Genomic DNA, 19,172 nt, shown 5'->3' on the forward strand with positions numbered 1-19,172 from the left:
ATCAGGATTTGGGCCGGAAGATAGAAAAAGAAAACCCTGTTCTTGACGAACAGGCTCAAACCAACCACGCACTATCGTCGAGCTCTTGCTTTCGCTACAGGAAACGTAAGAGTTTGGCGGCACCCAGCGGTGGAAGTAGTTCGTAACACAGCTACGGCGAGTGGAGTATTGCAAACCGAGCAAGTTATAGCCGTATACACTTTACCTAAGCTAAATCAACTTGTGTGCTTCCTTGTGCAGCGCCAAACCTGTGTTCCAGTAAACAAAACGCTATTTTTGCCGCCCTGTCCCGCCGTATGTCCAAGAAGCTACTTGCTATTCTGACCGCACTGTTGCTCTTGGCGGCTCTGGCTTCTTATGTGTACTACCGGCGCACCGTAGCCGCCGTGCCCGTAGATCCGTGGACTTTAGTTCCCGACGATGCCGTGCTGGTGGCGGCCACGCGCGACCATCCTATGCTGGTGCGCCACCTCAAGGAAACACAGCTCTGGGATAATCTGCTGGCTGTGCGCTACTTCGAAAGCCTGCAAAACAACGTCGCCTTGATTGACAGCCTCACAGGGGGGCGCGATGTAGTGAGCCGGTTTCTGGGCCGCAAAAAAGTGCTGACTTCGGTGCACGTAACGGGGCCTAACCAGTTTGATCTGCTGCTGCAAGTGCCGGTGACCAGTATTCGGGAATATCGGCAGGTGCGTAGCCTGCTGGATGCCCTGGGGCGCGATCCGCACTTTCAAGTAGCCACACGCGACTACGAAGGCACTATTCTCAACGAAGTAACCGAGGTGGGAACCGACCGTGGCATCACCTTTTTTAACTACCGCAACCACTTGCTGCTGAGCGCTAGTCCGGCACTCATCGAGGCCGTAGTGCGCCGCCTAGCGGGGCCGGAGCAGCCCACTGTAGCCGCCGATTTTCAGAATACCGACTTCTTCCGGCTGCGCGACGTGGATGCTACGCTGCTGGTAAACTACCGGCGGTTGCCGCAGTTACTGAGCGTGTTTTTCCGGCGGGAACTGCTTCCCGAGATGGGCAGCATTACCAGCTTAACCAGCACGGGGCAGATGGAAATGAAGTTGGCTGGCAATAGAGTGGCGTTCAGCGGCTTTGCCAACCCCGAAACCACCCGCGGCAGCCTGCACGAGCAACTGCGTGGCCAGCCGACCCAGCGTTTGCGCATGGCCGAGGTGCTCAGTTTACGCACTGCCCTGCTGATGCACCTGAGTGTGGGACCGGCCGAAGTATTGCGCAATCCGCGCCGGGCTGCCGTAACAGATACGCTGGCGCCAGGAATCAACTCCCTGCTCGACAGCCTGACGGCGGGGCTTAGCCAGGAGGTGGCTTTGTGCTACCTGACGCAGCAGTCGGCGCGTGTGAGCCCGACGCGGCTGGCGCTGGCCTATTGCCCACGGCCTGCCAACCAAGCGTTGTTGCTAGGAAAGCTGCGCCGGGCTGTAGGTGCGAGTCCGTCTTTCGAGCGGGTGGGCCCCTACCAGCTCTACAACACGGGAGTGCCCGAGCTACCAGCGCGACTGATGGGGCCACTGTTCGGTGGGTTTCGGCAGCCGGTGGTAGCGGTGGTTGGCAACTATCTGGTTTTCGGGCAAGATGCTGTGGCCCTGCGCCAACTACTGACCGACGTAGCGGCGGGGGAGGTATGGGCACGTTCGCCAGCCCAAGTGGGGTTCTTGCAGGAAACGCAACCGCTGGCCCGGTTGCGCGTCTTCCTCGACACCCGCAACGCCTGGAACTTGCTTTTGCGTGGCTTGGTGGAAGAGCGTCGGGCTGGGCTGCTCCGCAACGAGGCGTTGTTTAAGCGTTTCCCTCAGGTAGCCTTGCAATTCGTGCCCACGGGCGACGAAACCGACACCGATTCCCAATACTTCACCGAACTGCTGTTTCGGCGCCCTACCACCGGGCCAGCCGTGGCGCGGGTGCAGGGAGCCAGCGCTTCGGGGGCCGCGCTTACTTTCAAAACGCCCCTGAAGGGCCCGCCAATTCTAACCCCAATAACCGGGGCTGGTCGGGCCGGAGTGCTAGTGCAAGATTCGGCCCAGGTGCTGCACTACGTAACCCCCGAAAACGTAGTGGCTTGGTCGGATTCGTTGCCGGGACCGATAGTGGGTGCTGTGCAGCGCCGCCTAGTGGGTGGGCAGCCCGGCTATTTGCTGGCCACGGCCGGACAACTACACCTGCTTGATGCGAATGGCCACTCGGCGGCCAATTTCCCCCTCAACCTGCCCGATTCGGTGCAGGCTACCGCCCTAAGTGTGTCGCCGGAGGGCAATGGCGCGCCGCGCTTGTTGGTGGCGGGGGGCGGCGGCAACCTGTTTCTGTACGACACCAACGGCAATGCCTATCCGGCTTGGCAGCCGAAGCGCTTCGACTTCAACTTGGCAGCGCCGCCGCTTTACCTGGTAGTAGGGGGGCGCGACATTATAGTGGTGCTTCTAGAAAATGGGTACGTGTATGCCTGCGACCCGCAGGGGAGTGTGTACCCCGGCTTCCCAATCAGTGTGGGGGCCCGGCTGCAAAGCACTGCTTCGGCCGAAATTGGTGCCACGTTGGGCCGTACTCGCCTTACGGTGGTTAGCCAGCACGGCGAATTGGTGACATTCTCGTTGGCCGGTGATGTGGTGAGCCGGACCCGCGTAGCTACTTGGAGCCGTAATTCCGTGTTCCGCCTCATTCCCGACCAACGCCAGCGCAACTACGTTGTGAGCCGCGAAGAAGGCGGGCAGTTTGACTTGTTCGAGCCGACTGGCCGCCGGCTGCTCAGCCAGAAGTTTCTGACTTCGGGAGTGAAGCCCGCGCAGTTTTTCGACTTTGACGGCGGCCGGAGGATGTACGTCTTAACTGAGCCGGGGCCGCGCCGCGCCTACGTTTACGACCGGCAGGGGCGCCTGTTGGGAGGCCAGCCGTTTGAAAGTAGCGCCTCGGCCGTGGGATTGGAATACGATGCGCGCAACAAGTCCTTGCATCTCTACCGAACCGTCGGCACCGAGCTGCGCCGCACCGACATCAACGAGTAGATTGCTGACGCACTAAAAAAGCAAGCACCTAATAGCTTCCTTGTTTGCACCAACCATCCTAAAGCTAGTTCAATTAATCAGTGGGTTTGACTCGTCAAAAAGGCTAGCACTTCGGTGTTCAACTCTTCATGAAAACGTAGACGGTCGAAGCCGGGTGGGTCTTGCGAGGGCGGGAAGGTCGGATTTGTCCTGGCTGCGGGAAACGGGCTGAGGAAAGAGAAGTGGCCCGCATTTTCGATTACTCGGTGCTGAACCTTGTTCTGATTGGCAACTCTGTGCAAGACGATCAGCCCATGCTCGGATGGAGTGTGCTCGTCTTTCTCTGCTTCGAGTAGTAAGATAGGAGCAACAACGTTGTGCAAGGAGTTTTCTGCCAAAAACCAAGGCGTAGCTGGCGCTAACAGCACTAAGGCTTTGATCCGATGGTCAGTTGGGGTCCTGACAATGTGCGCTTGCTGATCGGGCGATTCGTGGGGAAAGCACGTAGGGATACCGCCCGCTAACGCCAAGGCTGTGTAGCCGCCCATCGAATGACCGATGATGGCTACCCAGTCAGGCTTCAGAGACGCCGCAAATTCCGGATGCTCGTAAAGAGTATTGATGGCTAACTGCACATGGTGCGGCCGAGCCTTTAAATTCTGGATGGTTCCGTGCCAGGTGTTGTTGTCGCGGTTGTTGAACGGATGCTCGGGCAGACCAACGACGAACCCATTGCCCGCAAGGAAATAAGCCAGTGTCCGATATACCCAAGGCGAACTTCCCTTGCCATGCGAAATGATAGCTAAGCGGAATTCCCCTTCTTTTATGGGAGCGTTGCGGGCCAAATCCAGCGTGTAGCCTCCCACAAGTTCTGATTTCGTCGGTGCGCGGGTCGGATACAAAACCGCCAACGGGAACGATAGGTCCAGTACGCTGTCAGTTACTTCAACGGTGCAATAGCCTACAAACTCGTTCATCTTTTTTTGTAACAAGTACGGCATTGGCGCAGCGTACTAGTACTTCTGCTCTAAGCTATTTGAAGGCGCTAGTGCCAGCCTTGCACGGTGCCGCCCCCGAAGATGCCACGGTTTATGGCCGGCGTGAAGATGCCGTAGGGAAAGGGAGGAGGGAGTGCACTCGCTTCGTCTAGTGTTTGAAGCTGTTCGGGGGTAAGCCGGATTTCCAACGACCCTAAATTGTCGTGCAATTGCTCGACTTTACTAGCCCCGATGATAAGGGAAGTCATGCCGGGTTGCGCCGAGGCCCAGGCCAGGGCCACCTGTGCTAGTGAACGGTCGAGTTGGGAGGCAACGGTGCGTAGCGCATCAAGTACGCGCCAGTTGTGTTCCGTGAACTTGGTATTGCCGAAGGGGTTGGGGCCAGTAAGGCGGCCCTCGCCGGTGGCAGTTGCACCTTCGGGCTGGTACTTACCAGCTAAGAAACCAGCGGCCAGTGGGCTCCAGGGGGTAATACCCAATCCACACTCGCGGGCGGCAGGCACGTACTCATGTTCGATACTACGCCCCACCAGCGAATACTCGAGCTGCATGGCAATGGGGCCCGGAATGGCGTGCACCGCGGCCAAAGTAGCAGCCTTCGTGGCGTACCATGCGGGCATGTCGGAGAAGCCGAAGTAGCGGATTTTGCCGGCTCGCACCAAGTCGCCGAGCGTTTGCAGCACTTCTTCCACGGGCGTTACCATATCCCAGACGTGCAGCCAGTACAAGTCGATGTAGTCGGTTTTGAGGCGCCGGAGGGAGCTTTCGACGGCGCGGTAGATGTTTTTGCGACCGTTGCCCCCGGCATGGGGGTTGCCCGGATTCGTGTTAAAGGAAAATTTGGTGGCCAGTACTAGTTGGTCGCGCAAACAACGGTCGGCAATGTAGCCGCCGAGCAGTTCCTCGCTTCGCCCGCCGGCGTACACATCGGCCGTGTCAACAAAGTTGCCGCCGGCCTCGACGTAGGCGTGGAAAATGGCCTTGGAAACGTCGTCGGGCGAGCCCCAGCGGGGTGTGCCGAAGGTCATGGTGCCGAGGGCGAGTGGGCTAACCACCAGGCCGGAGCGGCCAAGGGTGCGGAAGGAAGTAAGGCTCATAGGTAGAGGATTGTAGAGGGAATATATCCTGCTCACAAAAATCCTGACACGCTCACTGCCTCGACTACACAAACCAAGGTTTCTCTAACACAAATCGCATGCGTTAAGCGAGGCGTATCCAAATAGTTGCCTTGCATGACCATTCGGATACGCCTCGTCTTGTGTAAGCTCTGCAAACTCGTTTGAAATCCGCCAGAGTGTTAGCTTATCGGTTGGTGAGCCAGCCTTTGCGGTAGAAGTAGTAAAGCTGGCCAATTACCATTAAAGCCATCAGCGTCAAGACGCCAATATAGCCCCAGGGAGCATACAGTTCGGGCATGTTGAGGCGGTTGATGGTGCCGTTGGGGTTCTCGCGGGAGAAGTTCATGCCGTAGAGCCCCGCCACAAAGCTGAGCGGAATGAAAATGGAGCTGATGATGGTCAGCACTTTCATTACCTCGTTCATGCGGTTGCTTTGGTTGGACATAAACAAATCCACCAGGCTGCTCACCGATTCGCGGTAACTCTCGGCCAGCTCCAGGGCTTGGATAGCGTGGTCGTAACAGTCGCGGAAATAGATCTTCATTTCTTCCGATACTACCTCGTCGGGTTGGCGCAGGATTTCCGCAATTTTCTCCCGCTCGGGGTACACCAATTGGCGAAAACGAACAATATCCTTTTTTACCCGCAAAATCCGGTTGAGCACCCGCCGGTCGGGACGGTCTTCGAGGATGCGGTTTTCCAGCTTCTCGATGTAGTCGCCGATGGCCGCCATGGTGGGGTAGTAGTGGTCGAGCACTACATCGGTAATGGCGTAGGCGAGGTAGAGCGGCGGCTTGCGCTTGATTTGGCTGAAGCCCGAGCGAATTCGCTGCCGCACCGGGTCCAGGCAGTCATGGTAGTCGTCCTGAAAGGAGAGGACGTAGTTGGGACCCGTGAAGATGGAAAGCTGGTCGTCGTCGATTTCAAGTAACGTGGTGAATTCGGTCATCCGCGACACCAAGAACAGGCGGTTGTCGTTGAAGATGTCGACTTTGGCGCGCTGGTGGTCGTTGAGCACATCTTCCATCTGCAACGGGTGCAGTTCGAAATCCGTGATGATGCGCTCAAGCAAGGCAAGGTCATCGTAGCCCCGCACGTCGATCCAGTGGCGCAGATCGGGTTGAGACCGAAATCGGGCTAGCAGCTCATCATAGTTGGCGTACTCGCGTTCCTCGTAGTGCTGCTCGTCGTAGGAAAACAGAAACAGCCGCGGCTTGAGCGAGCCTTCCCGGATAGAGAGCGTGCCTGGCCGCCGCCCCACTTGCTGCTCGCGCGCTAGCTGGGTGGCCGAGCGGTCGGCAATAGAAGAATACTGCTCGTCGCTGAAGGGAGCAGCAGAGGTAGTTGGTTGGTCGGGAGAGAGGGTTGGGGAGTCCATAAGGAAAATTAAACCGCATTAATGTACGGTGGAAGCTCGACTAAGGTGTTGCGGTGCTAGTTGGCGGAAGCTACTGCCTTAACTATTCTACTTTTGCAGTTGATGCCACCTGCTCCTACGTCTGCTCCTAAAACTGCCGAGGCGCCAAGCAGCGGCCAGTTTGTGCGCAGCTCATTGGGGTCGGGAGTGGCCTTGGCGGCCCGGGCAGGTGGAGCGCTGCTACTCAACAAACTCCTGGCCGTGTATGGCGGCCCCGGGGGGCTAACGCTGCTGGCGCATTTCCAGAACCTCCTGACTTTGTTCACCACCCTGCCCAACGACGGTACGCACGTAGGAGCAGTGAAGTATCTGGCCCCGCTGCAAGCAACGGGTGGGCGCTACCGGGCTTGGCTCGGGGCGACGGTAGCGCTGAATGGCGCCGCGCTACTACTCGGGTTGGTGCTGCTGTGGTGGGTGCCCGGGCCATTGGTGAGCGTGTTTCAACCCAGTGTGGGGTGGCTGGTGCTATTCGGCTTCGGAATTGTATTGCTCGTTCTGTATGCCTTGGTGGGAGCTATGCTGCTAGCGGCCGGTCGGTTGCGCGCCTACATTGCCCTAACTGTACTCTTGAGTGGGCTAGGCCCCGCGGCCGTAGCCACGGTATTGCTGAGCAACAAAGAAACGCCAGCTGTTGCTACGGCCTTGTTAGCGTACCTCTTGGCGCAAGGGGCTACGCTGCTGCCAGCCGTGTGGCTGGCCCGTCGCCACGGCTTACTGCCATCTTTGCGCGGGCGGCTCAGCAAAGTAGCGTTGCGAGAACTAAGCAAGTTTTTGCTGATGGCCGTAGGGCTGCTGCTGTTCGGCAAAGCCGTGGATTTTGCGGTGCGCGAAGTACTGGTGCGCCAGTTTGGGCTGGCGGAAACCGACCTGTGGCAGGCCGTAGTCAAGCTCAGCGACAACTATACTATGGTGCTGGCTGCCGTGATGAGCAGCGTGTACTACCCGCGCTTGGCTGCTCTGGCAACCCAACCCGCCGCCCAAAAGCAATGGGTCCGCACCGTGCTGCGCCTGCTGGTGCCCGTGCTGGCCGTCGGGTTGGTGCTGCTCTACGGGCTGCGCAACTGGTTGCTGCCGCTGCTATTTGAGGCCCGTTTTGCGCCGGCCGCCGACCTGCTGGCGCCCCAGTTGCTGGCCGATTGGTTTCGGTTTATAGCTTGGCCGCTCATCATGGTATTTACGGCTCAGGCGCGGGTGGGACGCTACGTGGCGGTGCAGGCGGGTTCGGCGGCGGTGTACGCGGTGGCGCTGGCGATATTAGTGCCTGGCTTCGGGCTCTACGGCGCTCTTTTGGCCGGAGTAGGGCGCCAAGGGCTGCTTCTGTTGTGGTGCGCGTGGTACTTTCGGGAATACTGGCGGCGTTGAAATTCTTGTAATTTCCCGCCGCGCACGGTTCGGTAAACTGCAGTAAGAGCTGCGCTTACCGCTTTTTCTTGTCAAGCACAGTTCTCTATGGTGATGCGTCAGATGAAAATGTTGCTCTTGCTTGGGGGGCTGATTATAGGCACGTTGTCGGGGAGCCAGGCTCAGCAGAATCTGAAGCTATGGTATAAAGAACCCGCCAGCACCTGGACCGAGGCACTGCCCGTGGGCAATGGCCGGCTGGGAGCCATGGTATTCGGGCGACCCGGCGAGGAACTGATTCAACTCAACGAAAGCAGCCTCTGGTCGGGTGGACCAGCCAACCTGAATCCGAACCCGACGGCCGCCAGCTACCTGCCCCAGATTCGGGAGGCATTGTTCAATGAAGACTACAAGAAGGCCGAAGACCTCTGCCGCAAGATGCAGGGCTTGTACACGGAAGCCTATATGCCACTTGGCGACCTACTTATCAAGCAGGACTTCACCGGTACGCCCACCAACTACTACCGCGACCTAAACATTTCCGAGGCCACGGCCAGCACTCAGTTCACGGTTGGCGACACCCGCTACAGCCGGGAAATTCTGTCGTCGGCGCCCGACCAAGTAATTGTCGTTCAATTCAAGAGCAGCAAAAAAGGCGGCCTGACGTTCGATGCTACCACCAAAAGCCAGCTTCAATACACGGTAGCACCCAGCGGCTCCGACGAACTAGTGATGCGTGGCAAAGCGCCTTCTCACGCTGACCCCAACTACGTGCGCTACAATGCCGAGCCCGTGGTATATGAGGCGGCGGGTTCTTGCCGGGGCATGCGCTTCGAACTGCGCCTCAAGGCCCGCAACACCGACGGCCGCGTAACCACCGATGCCACCGGCCTACACGTGCGCAACGCCACCGAAGTGGTACTCTACCTTTCCGCAGCCACCAGCTTCAACGGCTTCGACAAATGCCCCGACCAGGACGGCAAAGACGAAAGCAAGCTGGCCACCGCCGATATGACCAAGGCCTTCCCGAAAAGCTTCGCGGCTATACGCCGGAGCCACGTGCAAGACTATCAGCGCTACTTCAACCGGGTTACGCTCACGCTAAACAACAGCCCGGAGCCTAAGCTGTCCACGCTGGAGCGCCTGAAGCTGTACGCCGACGGAGGGACTGATCCGGCGCTGGAGGCCTTATACTTTCAGTTTGGGCGCTACCTACTCATATCCAGTTCCAGGCCGGGTGGTCGGCCCGCCAACCTGCAAGGCATCTGGAACAACAGCGTCCGGCCGCCGTGGAGCAGCAACTACACCACCAACATCAACGCCCAGATGAACTACTGGCCGTCGGAAGTCACCAACCTGTCGGAAATGCAGGAGCCGTTTCTGGAACTGATTGGTGCTACCGCCGTAACCGGCCGCGAAACAGCCAAGAACTTCTATAACGCCAAGGGCTGGGCCGTGCACCACAACTCCGACATTTGGGCTACTTCCAATCCGGTTGGCGACCTGGGCAAAGGCGCACCTACCTGGGCCAACTGGAATATGGGTAGTGCCTGGCTGAGTCAGCATTTGTGGGAGCATTACCGCTTCACCAACAACACCGAATACTTGCGCAGCATGGCGTACCCGCTCATGAAGGAAGCTGCCGTATTCTGCTTGGACTACCTCGTGCCCGACAAAAATGGCCTTTTGGTAACCGCGCCGTCGTCGTCGCCGGAAAACGTGTTTATTACCGAGAAAGGGACGAAGGGCAGTATATCCATGGCTTCTACTATGGATATGTCCATCATCCGGGACTTGTTTACGAACGTGATAGAAGCCTCGGAAAAACTCGGGGTAGACGACGATTTTCGAAAGACACTGACCGAGAAAAAGGCCCAGCTCTTTCCGCTGCACGTGGGGAAGAAAGGCAACTTGCAGGAGTGGTATAAGGATTGGGAAGATGCCGAGCCGCAGCACCGGCACGTATCGCACTTGTTTGGGCTGCACCCGGGCCGGGAGATTTCGCCGCTCACCACGCCAAGTCTAGCCGCGGCGGCCCGGCGCACCCTCGAAATCCGGGGCGACGAAGGCACGGGCTGGAGCATCGCCTGGAAAATCAACTTTTGGGCCCGCCTCCACGACGGCAACCACGCCTACAAACTGGTGCGCAACCTGTTGCACCTTACCGGCCTGGAAAACACCCAGTATAGCAAAGGCGGCGGAACGTATGCTAACCTGTTTTGTGCCCATCCGCCCTTCCAAATCGACGGTAACTTTGGAGGCATTGCCGGCATCAGTGAGATGTTGCTGCAAAGCCACGACGGCGCCCTTCACCTGCTACCCGCCCTGCCCGATGCTTGGAAGGAAGGCAGCGTAAAAGGCCTGCGAGCGCGCGGCGGTTTCGAGGTAGACTTGGCGTGGCAAAACGGTAAACTCGTACACAGCACCATTCGCAGCATCAAAGGCACTACCACCAAAGTGCGCTACGGCGAAAAGGTAATCAACCTGACCTTGAAACCCGGCCAAAGTAGGAAGCTAGGGGCCAATCTGTAAAATGCTCGTAATACCACGAGGCCGCCCGAACGTATTGCTTATTCATCAATTCAGTGCCTGACTCCGCCGACCTGCCCATCGTCAGTATTGTGGCGCTGTGCTACAATCACGCCCGCTTTCTGCCGGCCGCGCTGGATTCCATTTTGGCGCAGTCGTACCCGAGGCTGGAAGTAATTCTGGTGGACAACGCCAGCACCGATGGCAGCTTAGCCATCATGCAGCAATACGCGCAGGCCAATCCAGAGTGGCGACTCTTGGCCCAGCCGCGCAACTTGGGCTTGTGCGCCGCTTTCAACCAAGCGTACCGTTTGTCGCGGGGTGAGTTTCTGCTTGATTTCGCCACCGATGATGTGCTGTTGCCCCAGCGCATAGCCCAGCAAGTAGCGGCCTTTCAGCAGCTGCCGCCGTACTACGGGATGGTGTACTCCGATGCCGAACTGATTAACGAAGCCTCGCAACACGTGCGCTTCCACTTTCGCCGCACTCCGCAGGGGCTGCACCCGCGGCCGGCATCGGGCTATGTTTTTGCCGAGGTGCTGCGCCGCTATTTCATCAGCACGCCCACCATGATGATGCGCCGCGCCACTCTTGACGAGCTAGGCGGCTACGACGAAACGCTCTATTATGAGGACTTCGACTTCTGGGTGCGGGCTGCCCGCAACTGGGCTTTTTACTTTCTGGACGAAGTAACCACGCAGAAACGGGTGCACCCGCAGGCCATGTCGCGCCGCGCCTACCGCCCCCACGACCCGCATTTAGCCTCCACCATTCAAACCTGCCGCAAAGCCCTACGCCTGTGCCAAACGCCCGACGAGTGGGACGCCCTGGCCGTGCGTTTGCGTTGGGAAATGCGCCAAGCTATCCGCTGGGGCAGCAATACCGACGCCGCCACTCTTTACGAACTGCTCCTGCAAACCGGCAAACAGCAGCCGCTGGATTGGCTGCTGGGCCACTGGAGCCATCTGTGGAAGTAAGTATGGAATAGGAGCTTGCCTGTCATTCCGACGCAGGAGGAATCTGAGTTACCGATTCACAAGAGTTTCCTCAGATTCCTCCTGCGTCGGAATGACAGAAGCGAAGCGTGTTTAGTTACTCTATTAACTGCCTTATCAGCTTCACCTATTAAAGGAAATTCGTATTGACTAGGAAAGGGAACTGCAGCCTGCATCAAGCCGTCCTAGTATCTTGCAAGCCTTAAATTGCTTTAAGCGCACCTCTATGAAAGTTAGCGTCAATCAGCATCTTGTTACGTATCAGATAGAAGGGGAAAGCAATCCGGGTGAAGATCGGGTGTTGCTGGCCAGCAGCATCGACCTGACAGCCGGTACTGCGTGGGCCGCCAAAGGCTACATTGTTGCTCCTTTTCTGGCTCCAGCCGAGCAGCAGCAATTGCAAGAAGGCTTAGCCGAACTGGTACGGGAGGCGCTGCGAAGCGCTGGTATGCCGGTTGCCGCCGATTTTCCAGTCAGCGAGTATCACCTCATAGTAGGCGACGACCAGGCACGGCACTTGGCCGTAGTAAATACCACCAAAGAATACACGCTCGACCATTTGCCGGTGCCGGCTGCTTTGCTGGAAGCCAGGGTAGGAGAGCTGTGCGGCCGTCCCGTACAGGCGCACAATCCCTTCGACGATGCCCGCATCTTCCACCTGCGCATCGTGCGTCCCGGCCGCTCCGACAACAATCCTCTGCACCGCGACGTGTGGCTGCCCGACTACGACAACTGCGTTAATATCTACGTGCCCGTAGCCGGTAGCACCGCCGATTCTTCGCTAAGCCTGATTCCCGGCAGTCATTGGTGGCCCGAAAACCAGACCGAGCGTACCCAACAGGGGGCCGTTTATAATGGTATCACCTACACGGTGCCGGGGGTGAAGGGGGCGCCAGCACCTCTAGAGCTTATCCGCCCCAACCCAGGCCCCGAAGAAGTGCTACTTTTCTCACCCTACTTGCTCCACGGCGGGGCTGTCAACCTTAACGCCGATGCCACGCGTATTTCGCTGGAAATGCGGTTTTGGCAAGCCTAACCTATTTCAAGAAGCCAACTAAGTTGGTCTGCCGCTGATACGAGTAGCATCCGCATGCTGCCATCTAGAAAGCATTACCTGACTACCTCATACAGCTCTACCTTGCCTTCCTGTGCCACTAGTTTGTGCTGGGGAAACCACATCGTTACCGAGTCGGGGGAGTAGCGGATGAGCTTGCGGGTAAGCTCTTCGTTAGTGAGGGTGCTGCGGTTGAGTAGCAACCAGGTTTTCTCGCCTGGAAGTAGCCGCACCGAGTCGCGGGACAGGTAGCTGCGGAACCGCAAGCCCGGTGGAACTCGGAAGCTGTAGTAGAAGTCGTGGGTGCGCAGTAGAAATTCGTCTACGAATACTACGCCTTTATGTGGAGCCTGCAAATGCGCCTGTAGTATTCTGTTTTGGGCGAAATGCGAGGAGACCGTGGGCTTGCGCATGAAGTGCACCGGCCGTATCAGGAGCGCCACAGCTAACCCGAGGAGAAGCAAGCCCGCAAGGCCCGTCGTGCCCGGCCGATACCGTAGGGGCAGCTGTTGCCGCAAGAGCGACGAGCCCAGAAAAAGCACACCAAGCAAACCGTAGGGGATGGATACCGCGCTGCGCAACCACCCTGCGAACAGCAACAGGACGCCGCCCATAAGCCAACCCCCGCGTCCTGTTTGCCAGAAAGCGCGGAGTCCAAAGCCCGCCGCTATGGCCAAAGGGGGCAGCAGCGGTGTCATCATGCGTGGCTGCAAGGAAATGGGGTTGTACTCGCGCAACGACGTGCTTCCCCACCAATAGAATCCTAGCGTAGTTGCCGCTAGCGCCACCCAAAATAAAGCGTCGGTAGTAGAGTCAGCAGGGGAGGCAGTAGCAGCGCGTTTCCATCGAGTTGATAAGGCAGCTGCCGCAGCTAACACCAGCATTATTCCTACGCCAGTACCCACAAAAAAACGCAGTGGTTCCCACGTCACGCGGCCGAGCAAAGCGCCCCGGTGGCCTTGCACGTAGTTACCGTCGCTCATATATGCGTTGGTTTGCTCGATGACGTGGTAGCGGTAGAGCGGGTCGTTGGTCAGATATTGATAGTACAGCAGGTAGGCCCCGAGCAGCACCCCGCCCGTAACCAATGCCGCCACCCAAAACCGGCCGTAGCGCCGCCGATACGCATCCAACCCCAGTAGTCCGACATAGAAAGGCACGTAGAACGCAATGGTTTCCTTGCATAGCAACGCGGCAAAACTCAGTACCGCAAACCCCGCGCCCCAGGCCCCGGGCCGCACCTGCTGAGGCCGCCGCCCCGTAAGCAGCGCAGCCGCGCCAGCCAAGCACCAGAACATCAGTATGTTGTCGGGATAGAGGTAGGTGCTGAGGTTGAGCGTGAAATAATGCAGCCCTAATAACACCATAACTCCCGCGGCTACTACCGGTTCGCGCCGTCGGTATAGCGCCCAGATAAGAATAGAACAGCCCAACGTGCAGAGCAGCGGCCAAAGAGTGGTGCTGATAATGTCGACCCCTAGCAGCTGGTAGAATCCCGCTACCGGCCCAAAAATGAGTAGCCGTTCTTGTAACGGGTCGTGGAATACGTGCTGCGGGTCGGGGAGGGGACGGTAGGAACCCGTTGTCAGCGCGTGGGCGTAGCGCGCGTACAGCAGGTCGTCGAGGTCATACAGCCCCTCGTGGGTTAGGGCAAAAAAAGCTACCGTAAAGACGAGCACCAAGCCCAGTGCCAGATGAGGCAAACGAAAAAGCCAACGTTGATTCACGCCGGCAAAGGTGGTGAAATCAACTGAGGTGCTGATAGGTAATGAACGGCCGGGAACGAGAGGAACAACTAAGTTTCAGGCGCACTAAATCTGCTTACCTGCTTTTGGCCGGCTTGTTTACTTAGCTTTGGCTGTCAGAGCGAAACCTGCTACTTCCTTCCTAACCAACTGCCTCCTTTTTACTTGTTGCCTTGGCCCAAACTTTTCCGGCGCGTGTTGCTGCCCGCATTGTTGCTGCTGCTAGCTTGCTGGGGGCTTGGTTGCTACTTTGAAACCAACGACGACCCGGCTATAATTCTGCTGCTGCGCGGCACCGCGGCGGCGGCACCCGTTACTGATCTGCACCTTTACTTTCATGGGTTCGGTGCCTTGTTCGCCGGACTGTATCAGCTTTTTCCGGCGGTGCCTTGGTTCGGGTTGATGCTGTATGCTCTGCTTTATGTAGCCACTGTTTTGGTTTTCTCGGTCCTCGACCAATTGCTTACGGGGCGAGTATCGCCGGCCAAGCAGGTGGCGCTACTGGTTTTGTTTTTCTTCGTGGCTTGGCTGGAACATGGGTTCTGGTTCAACTACGTGCGCGTTCCGTTGTTGCTGGCGGGTGCTGGAGTGCTGTTTGCAGCGCAACGCCCTCAGCATTGGGGTGCCTTCTACTTAGGAGTAGTGGCCTTCGGGCTTAGTTGGCTGATCCGGCCTGCCCCGGCCCTTATGGGGTTGCTTATAGCTGCGCCGGGCGCTTGGTGGCTAAGCGGCCGACGCGCATTGCCCATCCTGCTTAGCGCTGTGCTGTGGGCTGGCATTGGCGCCGCAGTATTGAGTTTAACCAGCAGCTCTCAAACCAAGACCCTGGCGGCTCTGGACGTACCGAAAGCGCATCTCAACGATTATCAGATTTTGCGCCCCGTGCCCCGTACCCCCTCCGACAGCCTGGGGTTGCAAGCAGTAGCTAACTGGATGATGGCCGATTCCACCATCATCAACGAAGCTATGTTTCGGCGGGCCACGCAGTACCAGCCGCTCTGGTTTCTGCGCACCATTGCGCCCCTCAAGTTGCAAGTGATGCTGCGCTTGGTGGTACGCGACTATTTTCCGCTCTTGCTGCTGCAAGCCCTACTGCTGATATGGATTGCCAAGACCCAAGGCCTACGTCAGCGGCAGTGGTTCTGGCTAACTCAGGCAGGGTATGTGGGGCTGCTGCTGGTGCTTGGCATTATAATGAAGCTGCCGCCTCGGGTGGGTCTGCCGCTGTTCGATTTCTGGGTGCTAAGCAACTTGCTTTATGTGCTGCGCGAAACTCGGTTGTCCTCGGCCACCCGCCCACTCACCTTGGTACTGACTGCGCTAGCCGTAGCCGCTGGCCCTTACGCCTACAAAACCTGGCACCGCCGCACTGTACTACAGGCCGAGCGCCGTCACAACCAACAACTTCGAGCGCAGCTTACGGCCGCTTTGCCAGCCAATACCCTGCTGATTACCGATGTGCTGCCCGCTACCTACAAGGCGGCCAGCCCGTTTCGTAACCCCGATCCGCACCCTGCCAAAATGATGATGCTCTCGGGCTGGACCACTGCCAACCCCTCACAGGCTGTATGGCGACAACAATTGACCGGCACCCGCGCCTATGCGGAAAGCATCAGGAGCCTAGCAAAATTAAATCCAAGGGTACAGTTGTTACTTACTCCAAGCGGAGCTCGTATACTCAATAAGCAACTCAACGCCAATGGTTCAGCCGCTGCAAAGCTACTCCCTGAGTCAACGGTGCGAGCCGGGGCTGCTGACACGCTGCGTTATTATTTGCTGCATGAACAAAGCATGAAATAAGCGTGAGGACAAAATTTTATAGCAGTCCAGGTGAATTTATTCCGCGTATTTGAGGGTACTGAGTATATACCTTTGAGACTCTCTTCTCCTGCAACTTTCTCCCTACTACACCATGATTGCGACCGTCACTTCCCGCAGCGAGGTTCTCAGGCACATTGAACCATTTCTTCGCAACAACCTCGGTACGTTTCTGAAAAGCGTAGAGGATAGCTGGCAACCATCTGATTTCCTGCCCGACTCGCGGCTCGATACCTTCTTCGATGAAGTAAAGCTGCTGCGTGAGCGAGCTGCCGAACTAAGCTACGATCTGTTAGCCGTACTCATCGGCGACACTATCACCGAAGAGGCCCTGCCCAACTACGAAGCTTGGTTTCATGAACTCGACGACCTAGACCGCGACCGTGACAACGGCTGGGCGCAGTGGATTCGGGGCTGGACGGCCGAAGAAAACCGCCACGGCGATTTGCTTAACCGCTACCTATACCTCAGCGGCCGCGTAAACATGCGCGAGTTTGAGGCCAGCACGCAGCACCTCATTGCCGACGGCTTCGACCTTGGAACCGCCCACGACCCGTATCGGGCTTTCGTGTACACCAGCTACCAGGAAGCAGCTACCAACCTCTCGCACCGCCGCGTAGGTACACTGGCCCGCAAAGCCGGCGACGCTTCCTTGTCGAAGCTCTGCGGCATGATTGCCGGCGACGAGGCCCGCCACGCCCGTGTGTATCAGACGTTCGTAGAAAAGATTTTCGAAGTGGACCCATCGGAAATGATGCTGGCCTTCGAAGACATGATGCGCAAGAAAATTGTGATGCCTGCCCACTACATGCGGGAGCTAGGCGTCGAGATGGGCAAGACCTACGGGCACTTCACCGATGCCGCACAGCGCCTCGGCGTGTACACCAGCCAAGACTACACCGACATTCTAGAAAGCCTGATTAACACCTGGAAAGTCGACCACATGACAGGCCTCAACAGCGCCGCTGAAAAAGCTCGGGACTACGTTATGGCCCTACCCAACCGTCTGCGTCGGGTTGCCGACCGGATGCCGGTACCCAAGCTGGAATACAAGTTCAAGTGGATTGAGTAATTATTGCGCTAAAAACTAGCACATGAAAAAGCCCCCGTAACGCTATGCTACGGGGGCTTTTTCATGTGCTAGTTTACTATTTATTAAGGCTGGCCGTCCATCACTTGGCCCATCACCCATTTACCGGTGGGGTCGAGCTTGTAGGTGATGGTGCGCGAGCCAGGCGTCGTGGTAGCGGAAGCAGCACCATCGGTAGAAGCAGCGGAAGCAGAATTATCCGCTAGGGGGAAGGTGCGGCTAAGCATGTTGTTGCTTAATGTGTACGTGTCTTTGCCCGCATAGCCCACGGCAGCAGGACCCGTAATCAAGCCAGGACCTGTGATAGGAGTGTAAGCCCGATCCGAAAACTCGTAGCCATAGAAACCACCATTCGCGGTGGAAGCATCGGTGAAGATGTAGATTTCAGGTTTGCCGTTGCCGTTCAGGTCACCCGTCACCGTTTCCCGTACAGCACCATTAATATCGAGGCGCACCGGCTCAGTGGTGAGGGCCGCCCCACGGTACGAACGGATGGTAAGCTGCCGCTGAGCTTCAGAACCAGTAGTACGAATCTCAAAGCGTGCATTACCCTGCGTCAGGTCTTTAGAAAAGCTAACTGGCTCGGTAGCCACAGTGCTTTCCACCGTCGACGTTTGAGTTGAAGTGTCTTCAACAATGCCCCGCGAAGAGTCGCAGGCAGTGGCTGCCACAACAGAGGCGCTAAGTAACACTAAAACACGTGCTTTCATGGTAATATGGTTAGGGAAGAGTGGACGTGGGAGTAAGTCTGTTTTGCGCACAACGCTCTTGGCGAGTATGGCAGTAGCGGATAAAGATCAAGCGGTAAGTGGCCGGCGTTATCTCCTCAATTCTATCTAGTTCGGCGCGTAGAAATATTGGCGCAAGGTATTATATTCTATACGAAATACAAATTCCTAACGTGTAAACACGTGCCGATAGCAAGCGAAATAATTGATTAAAAGGTCTTCAGTGGGATGTGCGGACAAAGATTCGTTATTAATAATCTGGGTTTATTGCAATGTAAGGTCAGCGCGCTTGATTCCTATAGCTAACTTGTTGAAATACCGTGCTGCCAGTCGGCAGCTTGTATAAAACGGAGCGTTGTCCACCGCTCGGGCAGCAGTTAGGGTCAGCATCAAGAAAAATCGGGAACGTGCGGACCACTTCCTGGCCTTCCACCTTGAAGGTGTCGTGGCCTTGGTAGCCTTTGGCGGCAGCGCCGCTGAGTTCGGGCAGCGAAAGAGGACGGCGGCCTTGGCCCTTGAATTCATAGCCGAGGAGCTGCCCGTAGGAGCCACTGCCTGCGTCGGTGATAAATACTAATAGTTCCGGAGAGTCATCGTTGTTGAGGTTGGTCGCAACGGCATCTTCCACAGTGCCTTCCACGGCCTGCGTATTGGTAATTAGCTCTTTACCATCTTTTTCCACTCGAAGCTCCATTTGGCGCTGCGAGCCTTCGCCTGTGGTTTGCAGCACAAATCGGTGGGTGCCTTCGCGCAGTTCCTTCCGAAAGCTAACCGGTGTGGCCGTAGCAATAGGGGTGGCAGTAGCACGCAAAGTAGCCGGATCCGACGCCTCGGTGGCTCGGGGTGCGTCGCAAGCCGACAGCAAAACCAGAAGCAGTGAAACAACAGGCGCTTTCATAAAAAATGCAGTAGAACGCCGGCTATTTCTGTGCCAGCATTCTACTGCATTTACTGTCTAGTTCAAGAGGAAGTTGCAGTTATAGATGTATAGTTTTGCAGCTTAGCTGGTTACCTGTACACCTTTCCAAAACGCCACTCGTCCTTGAATTTGCTGTGCTGCTTCTTTAGGTTCAGGATAAAACCAAGCGGCATCTTTGTTTAGCTCCCCGTTGACGCGGAGCGAGTAGTAGCTGGCCCGTCCTTTCCAGGGGCAGCTGGTGTGCGCAATGCTATCCTCGAAGAATTCTTTCTTGATAGAATCGGCCGGAAAATAATGGTTGTTTTCAACCACAACGGTGTCATTGCTTTCGGCCACGACGGTATTGTTCCAAATTGCTTTCATAGACGTATGGTTTTAACGTTTGCTTTTCACTGGTAAGGTGGTCGTCTGG

General features: G+C 57.2%; 14 protein-coding genes. 7 read left to right on the forward strand and 7 right to left on the reverse strand.

The features are described 5' to 3' along the window. Positions 1–296 precede the first annotated feature (296 nt). A complete protein-coding gene (locus P1X16_RS07710; protein ID WP_277227362.1) occupies positions 297–3,029 on the forward strand; it encodes a hypothetical protein in 2,733 nt (910 codons plus the stop codon). A 77-nt stretch (positions 3,030–3,106) separates the two neighbouring features. Here the strand turns inward: P1X16_RS07710 and P1X16_RS07715 are convergent, their stop codons facing one another. The 3 genes from P1X16_RS07715 to corA all read right to left on the reverse strand — a co-directional run bounded on the left by P1X16_RS07715 (position 3,107) and on the right by corA (position 6,502). Then, positions 3,107–3,985: a hypothetical protein gene (locus tag P1X16_RS07715; protein WP_277227363.1), complete on the reverse strand. Its 879-nt coding sequence runs from the start codon at positions 3,983–3,985 to the stop codon at positions 3,107–3,109. Positions 3,986–4,053: 68 nt separating this feature from the next. Further along, positions 4,054–5,103: an aldo/keto reductase gene (locus P1X16_RS07720; RefSeq protein WP_277227364.1), complete on the reverse strand. Its 1,050-nt coding sequence runs from the start codon at positions 5,101–5,103 to the stop codon at positions 4,054–4,056. Positions 5,104–5,308: 205 nt separating this feature from the next. Continuing rightward, a complete protein-coding gene (gene corA / locus P1X16_RS07725) occupies positions 5,309–6,502 on the reverse strand; it encodes a magnesium/cobalt transporter CorA (RefSeq protein WP_277227365.1) in 1,194 nt (397 codons plus the stop codon). 102 nt (positions 6,503–6,604) lie between these two features. Here corA and P1X16_RS07730 point away from each other — a divergent pair, with 102 nt between their 5' ends. The 4 genes from P1X16_RS07730 to P1X16_RS07745 all read left to right on the forward strand — a co-directional run bounded on the left by P1X16_RS07730 (position 6,605) and on the right by P1X16_RS07745 (position 12,442). Then, the gene (locus P1X16_RS07730; protein WP_277227366.1) at positions 6,605–7,903 is read left to right on the forward strand and encodes a hypothetical protein; all 1,299 of its coding nucleotides are present in this window, start codon (positions 6,605–6,607) and stop codon (positions 7,901–7,903) included. Between the two features lie 102 nt (positions 7,904–8,005). After that, positions 8,006–10,414, forward strand: coding sequence for a glycoside hydrolase family 95 protein (locus P1X16_RS07735; RefSeq protein WP_277227367.1), 2,409 nt, complete (start codon positions 8,006–8,008; stop codon positions 10,412–10,414). Positions 10,415–10,467: 53 nt separating this feature from the next. Continuing rightward, a complete protein-coding gene (locus P1X16_RS07740; protein WP_277227368.1) occupies positions 10,468–11,388 on the forward strand; it encodes a glycosyltransferase in 921 nt (306 codons plus the stop codon). Positions 11,389–11,632: 244 nt separating this feature from the next. Further along, entirely contained in the window at positions 11,633–12,442 is an 810-nt protein-coding gene (locus tag P1X16_RS07745; RefSeq protein ID WP_277227369.1) for a phytanoyl-CoA dioxygenase family protein, read from the forward strand. A 74-nt stretch (positions 12,443–12,516) separates the two neighbouring features. Here the strand turns inward: P1X16_RS07745 and P1X16_RS07750 are convergent, their stop codons facing one another. Beyond that, positions 12,517–14,187: a hypothetical protein gene (locus P1X16_RS07750; protein WP_277227370.1), complete on the reverse strand. Its 1,671-nt coding sequence runs from the start codon at positions 14,185–14,187 to the stop codon at positions 12,517–12,519. A gap of 186 nt (positions 14,188–14,373) precedes the next feature. Between P1X16_RS07750 and P1X16_RS07755 the strand changes: the two genes are divergently transcribed. Continuing rightward, positions 14,374–16,005, forward strand: coding sequence for a hypothetical protein (locus tag P1X16_RS07755; protein WP_277227371.1), 1,632 nt, complete (start codon positions 14,374–14,376; stop codon positions 16,003–16,005). Positions 16,006–16,117: 112 nt separating this feature from the next. Further along, the gene (locus tag P1X16_RS07760; protein WP_277227372.1) at positions 16,118–17,095 is read left to right on the forward strand and encodes an acyl-ACP desaturase; all 978 of its coding nucleotides are present in this window, start codon (positions 16,118–16,120) and stop codon (positions 17,093–17,095) included. 83 nt (positions 17,096–17,178) lie between these two features. On the opposite strand, the gene P1X16_RS07765 is transcribed toward P1X16_RS07760, so the two are convergent. The 3 genes from P1X16_RS07765 to P1X16_RS07775 all read right to left on the reverse strand — a co-directional run bounded on the left by P1X16_RS07765 (position 17,179) and on the right by P1X16_RS07775 (position 19,123). Next, complete coding sequence (locus P1X16_RS07765; protein ID WP_277227373.1) at positions 17,179–17,823, reverse strand: hypothetical protein; 645 nt, start codon at positions 17,821–17,823, stop codon at positions 17,179–17,181. A 298-nt stretch (positions 17,824–18,121) separates the two neighbouring features. Then, positions 18,122–18,739, reverse strand: a complete 618-nt coding sequence (locus P1X16_RS07770; protein ID WP_277227374.1) for a hypothetical protein — start codon at positions 18,737–18,739, stop codon at positions 18,122–18,124. A 102-nt stretch (positions 18,740–18,841) separates the two neighbouring features. Further along, positions 18,842–19,123, reverse strand: a complete 282-nt coding sequence (locus P1X16_RS07775; protein ID WP_277227375.1) for a DUF427 domain-containing protein — start codon at positions 19,121–19,123, stop codon at positions 18,842–18,844. Positions 19,124–19,172: the final 49 nt, after the last annotated feature.

Origin of the sequence: Hymenobacter sp. YC55 (assembly GCF_029433095.1) — a bacterium.
In the GTDB taxonomy this organism is placed as follows: Bacteria; Bacteroidota; Bacteroidia; order Cytophagales; family Hymenobacteraceae; genus Hymenobacter.

Coding starts and splice junctions, on each gene's coding strand:
- P1X16_RS07765 (WP_277227373.1), bottom strand. CDS start 17,823: ATGAAAGCACGTGTTTTAGTGTTACTTAGCGCCTCTGTTGTGGCAGCC.
- P1X16_RS07770 (WP_277227374.1), bottom strand. CDS start 18,739: ATGAAAGCGCCTGTTGTTTCACTGCTTCTGGTTTTGCTGTCGGCTTGC.
- corA (WP_277227365.1), bottom strand. CDS start 6,502: ATGGACTCCCCAACCCTCTCTCCCGACCAACCAACTACCTCTGCTGCT.
- P1X16_RS07745 (WP_277227369.1), top strand. CDS start 11,633: ATGAAAGTTAGCGTCAATCAGCATCTTGTTACGTATCAGATAGAAGGG.
- P1X16_RS07715 (WP_277227363.1), bottom strand. CDS start 3,985: ATGAACGAGTTTGTAGGCTATTGCACCGTTGAAGTAACTGACAGCGTA.
- P1X16_RS07760 (WP_277227372.1), top strand. CDS start 16,118: ATGATTGCGACCGTCACTTCCCGCAGCGAGGTTCTCAGGCACATTGAA.
- P1X16_RS07735 (WP_277227367.1), top strand. CDS start 8,006: ATGAAAATGTTGCTCTTGCTTGGGGGGCTGATTATAGGCACGTTGTCG.
- P1X16_RS07720 (WP_277227364.1), bottom strand. CDS start 5,103: ATGAGCCTTACTTCCTTCCGCACCCTTGGCCGCTCCGGCCTGGTGGTT.
- P1X16_RS07775 (WP_277227375.1), bottom strand. CDS start 19,123: ATGAAAGCAATTTGGAACAATACCGTCGTGGCCGAAAGCAATGACACC.
- P1X16_RS07730 (WP_277227366.1), top strand. CDS start 6,605: ATGCCACCTGCTCCTACGTCTGCTCCTAAAACTGCCGAGGCGCCAAGC.
- P1X16_RS07710 (WP_277227362.1), top strand. CDS start 297: ATGTCCAAGAAGCTACTTGCTATTCTGACCGCACTGTTGCTCTTGGCG.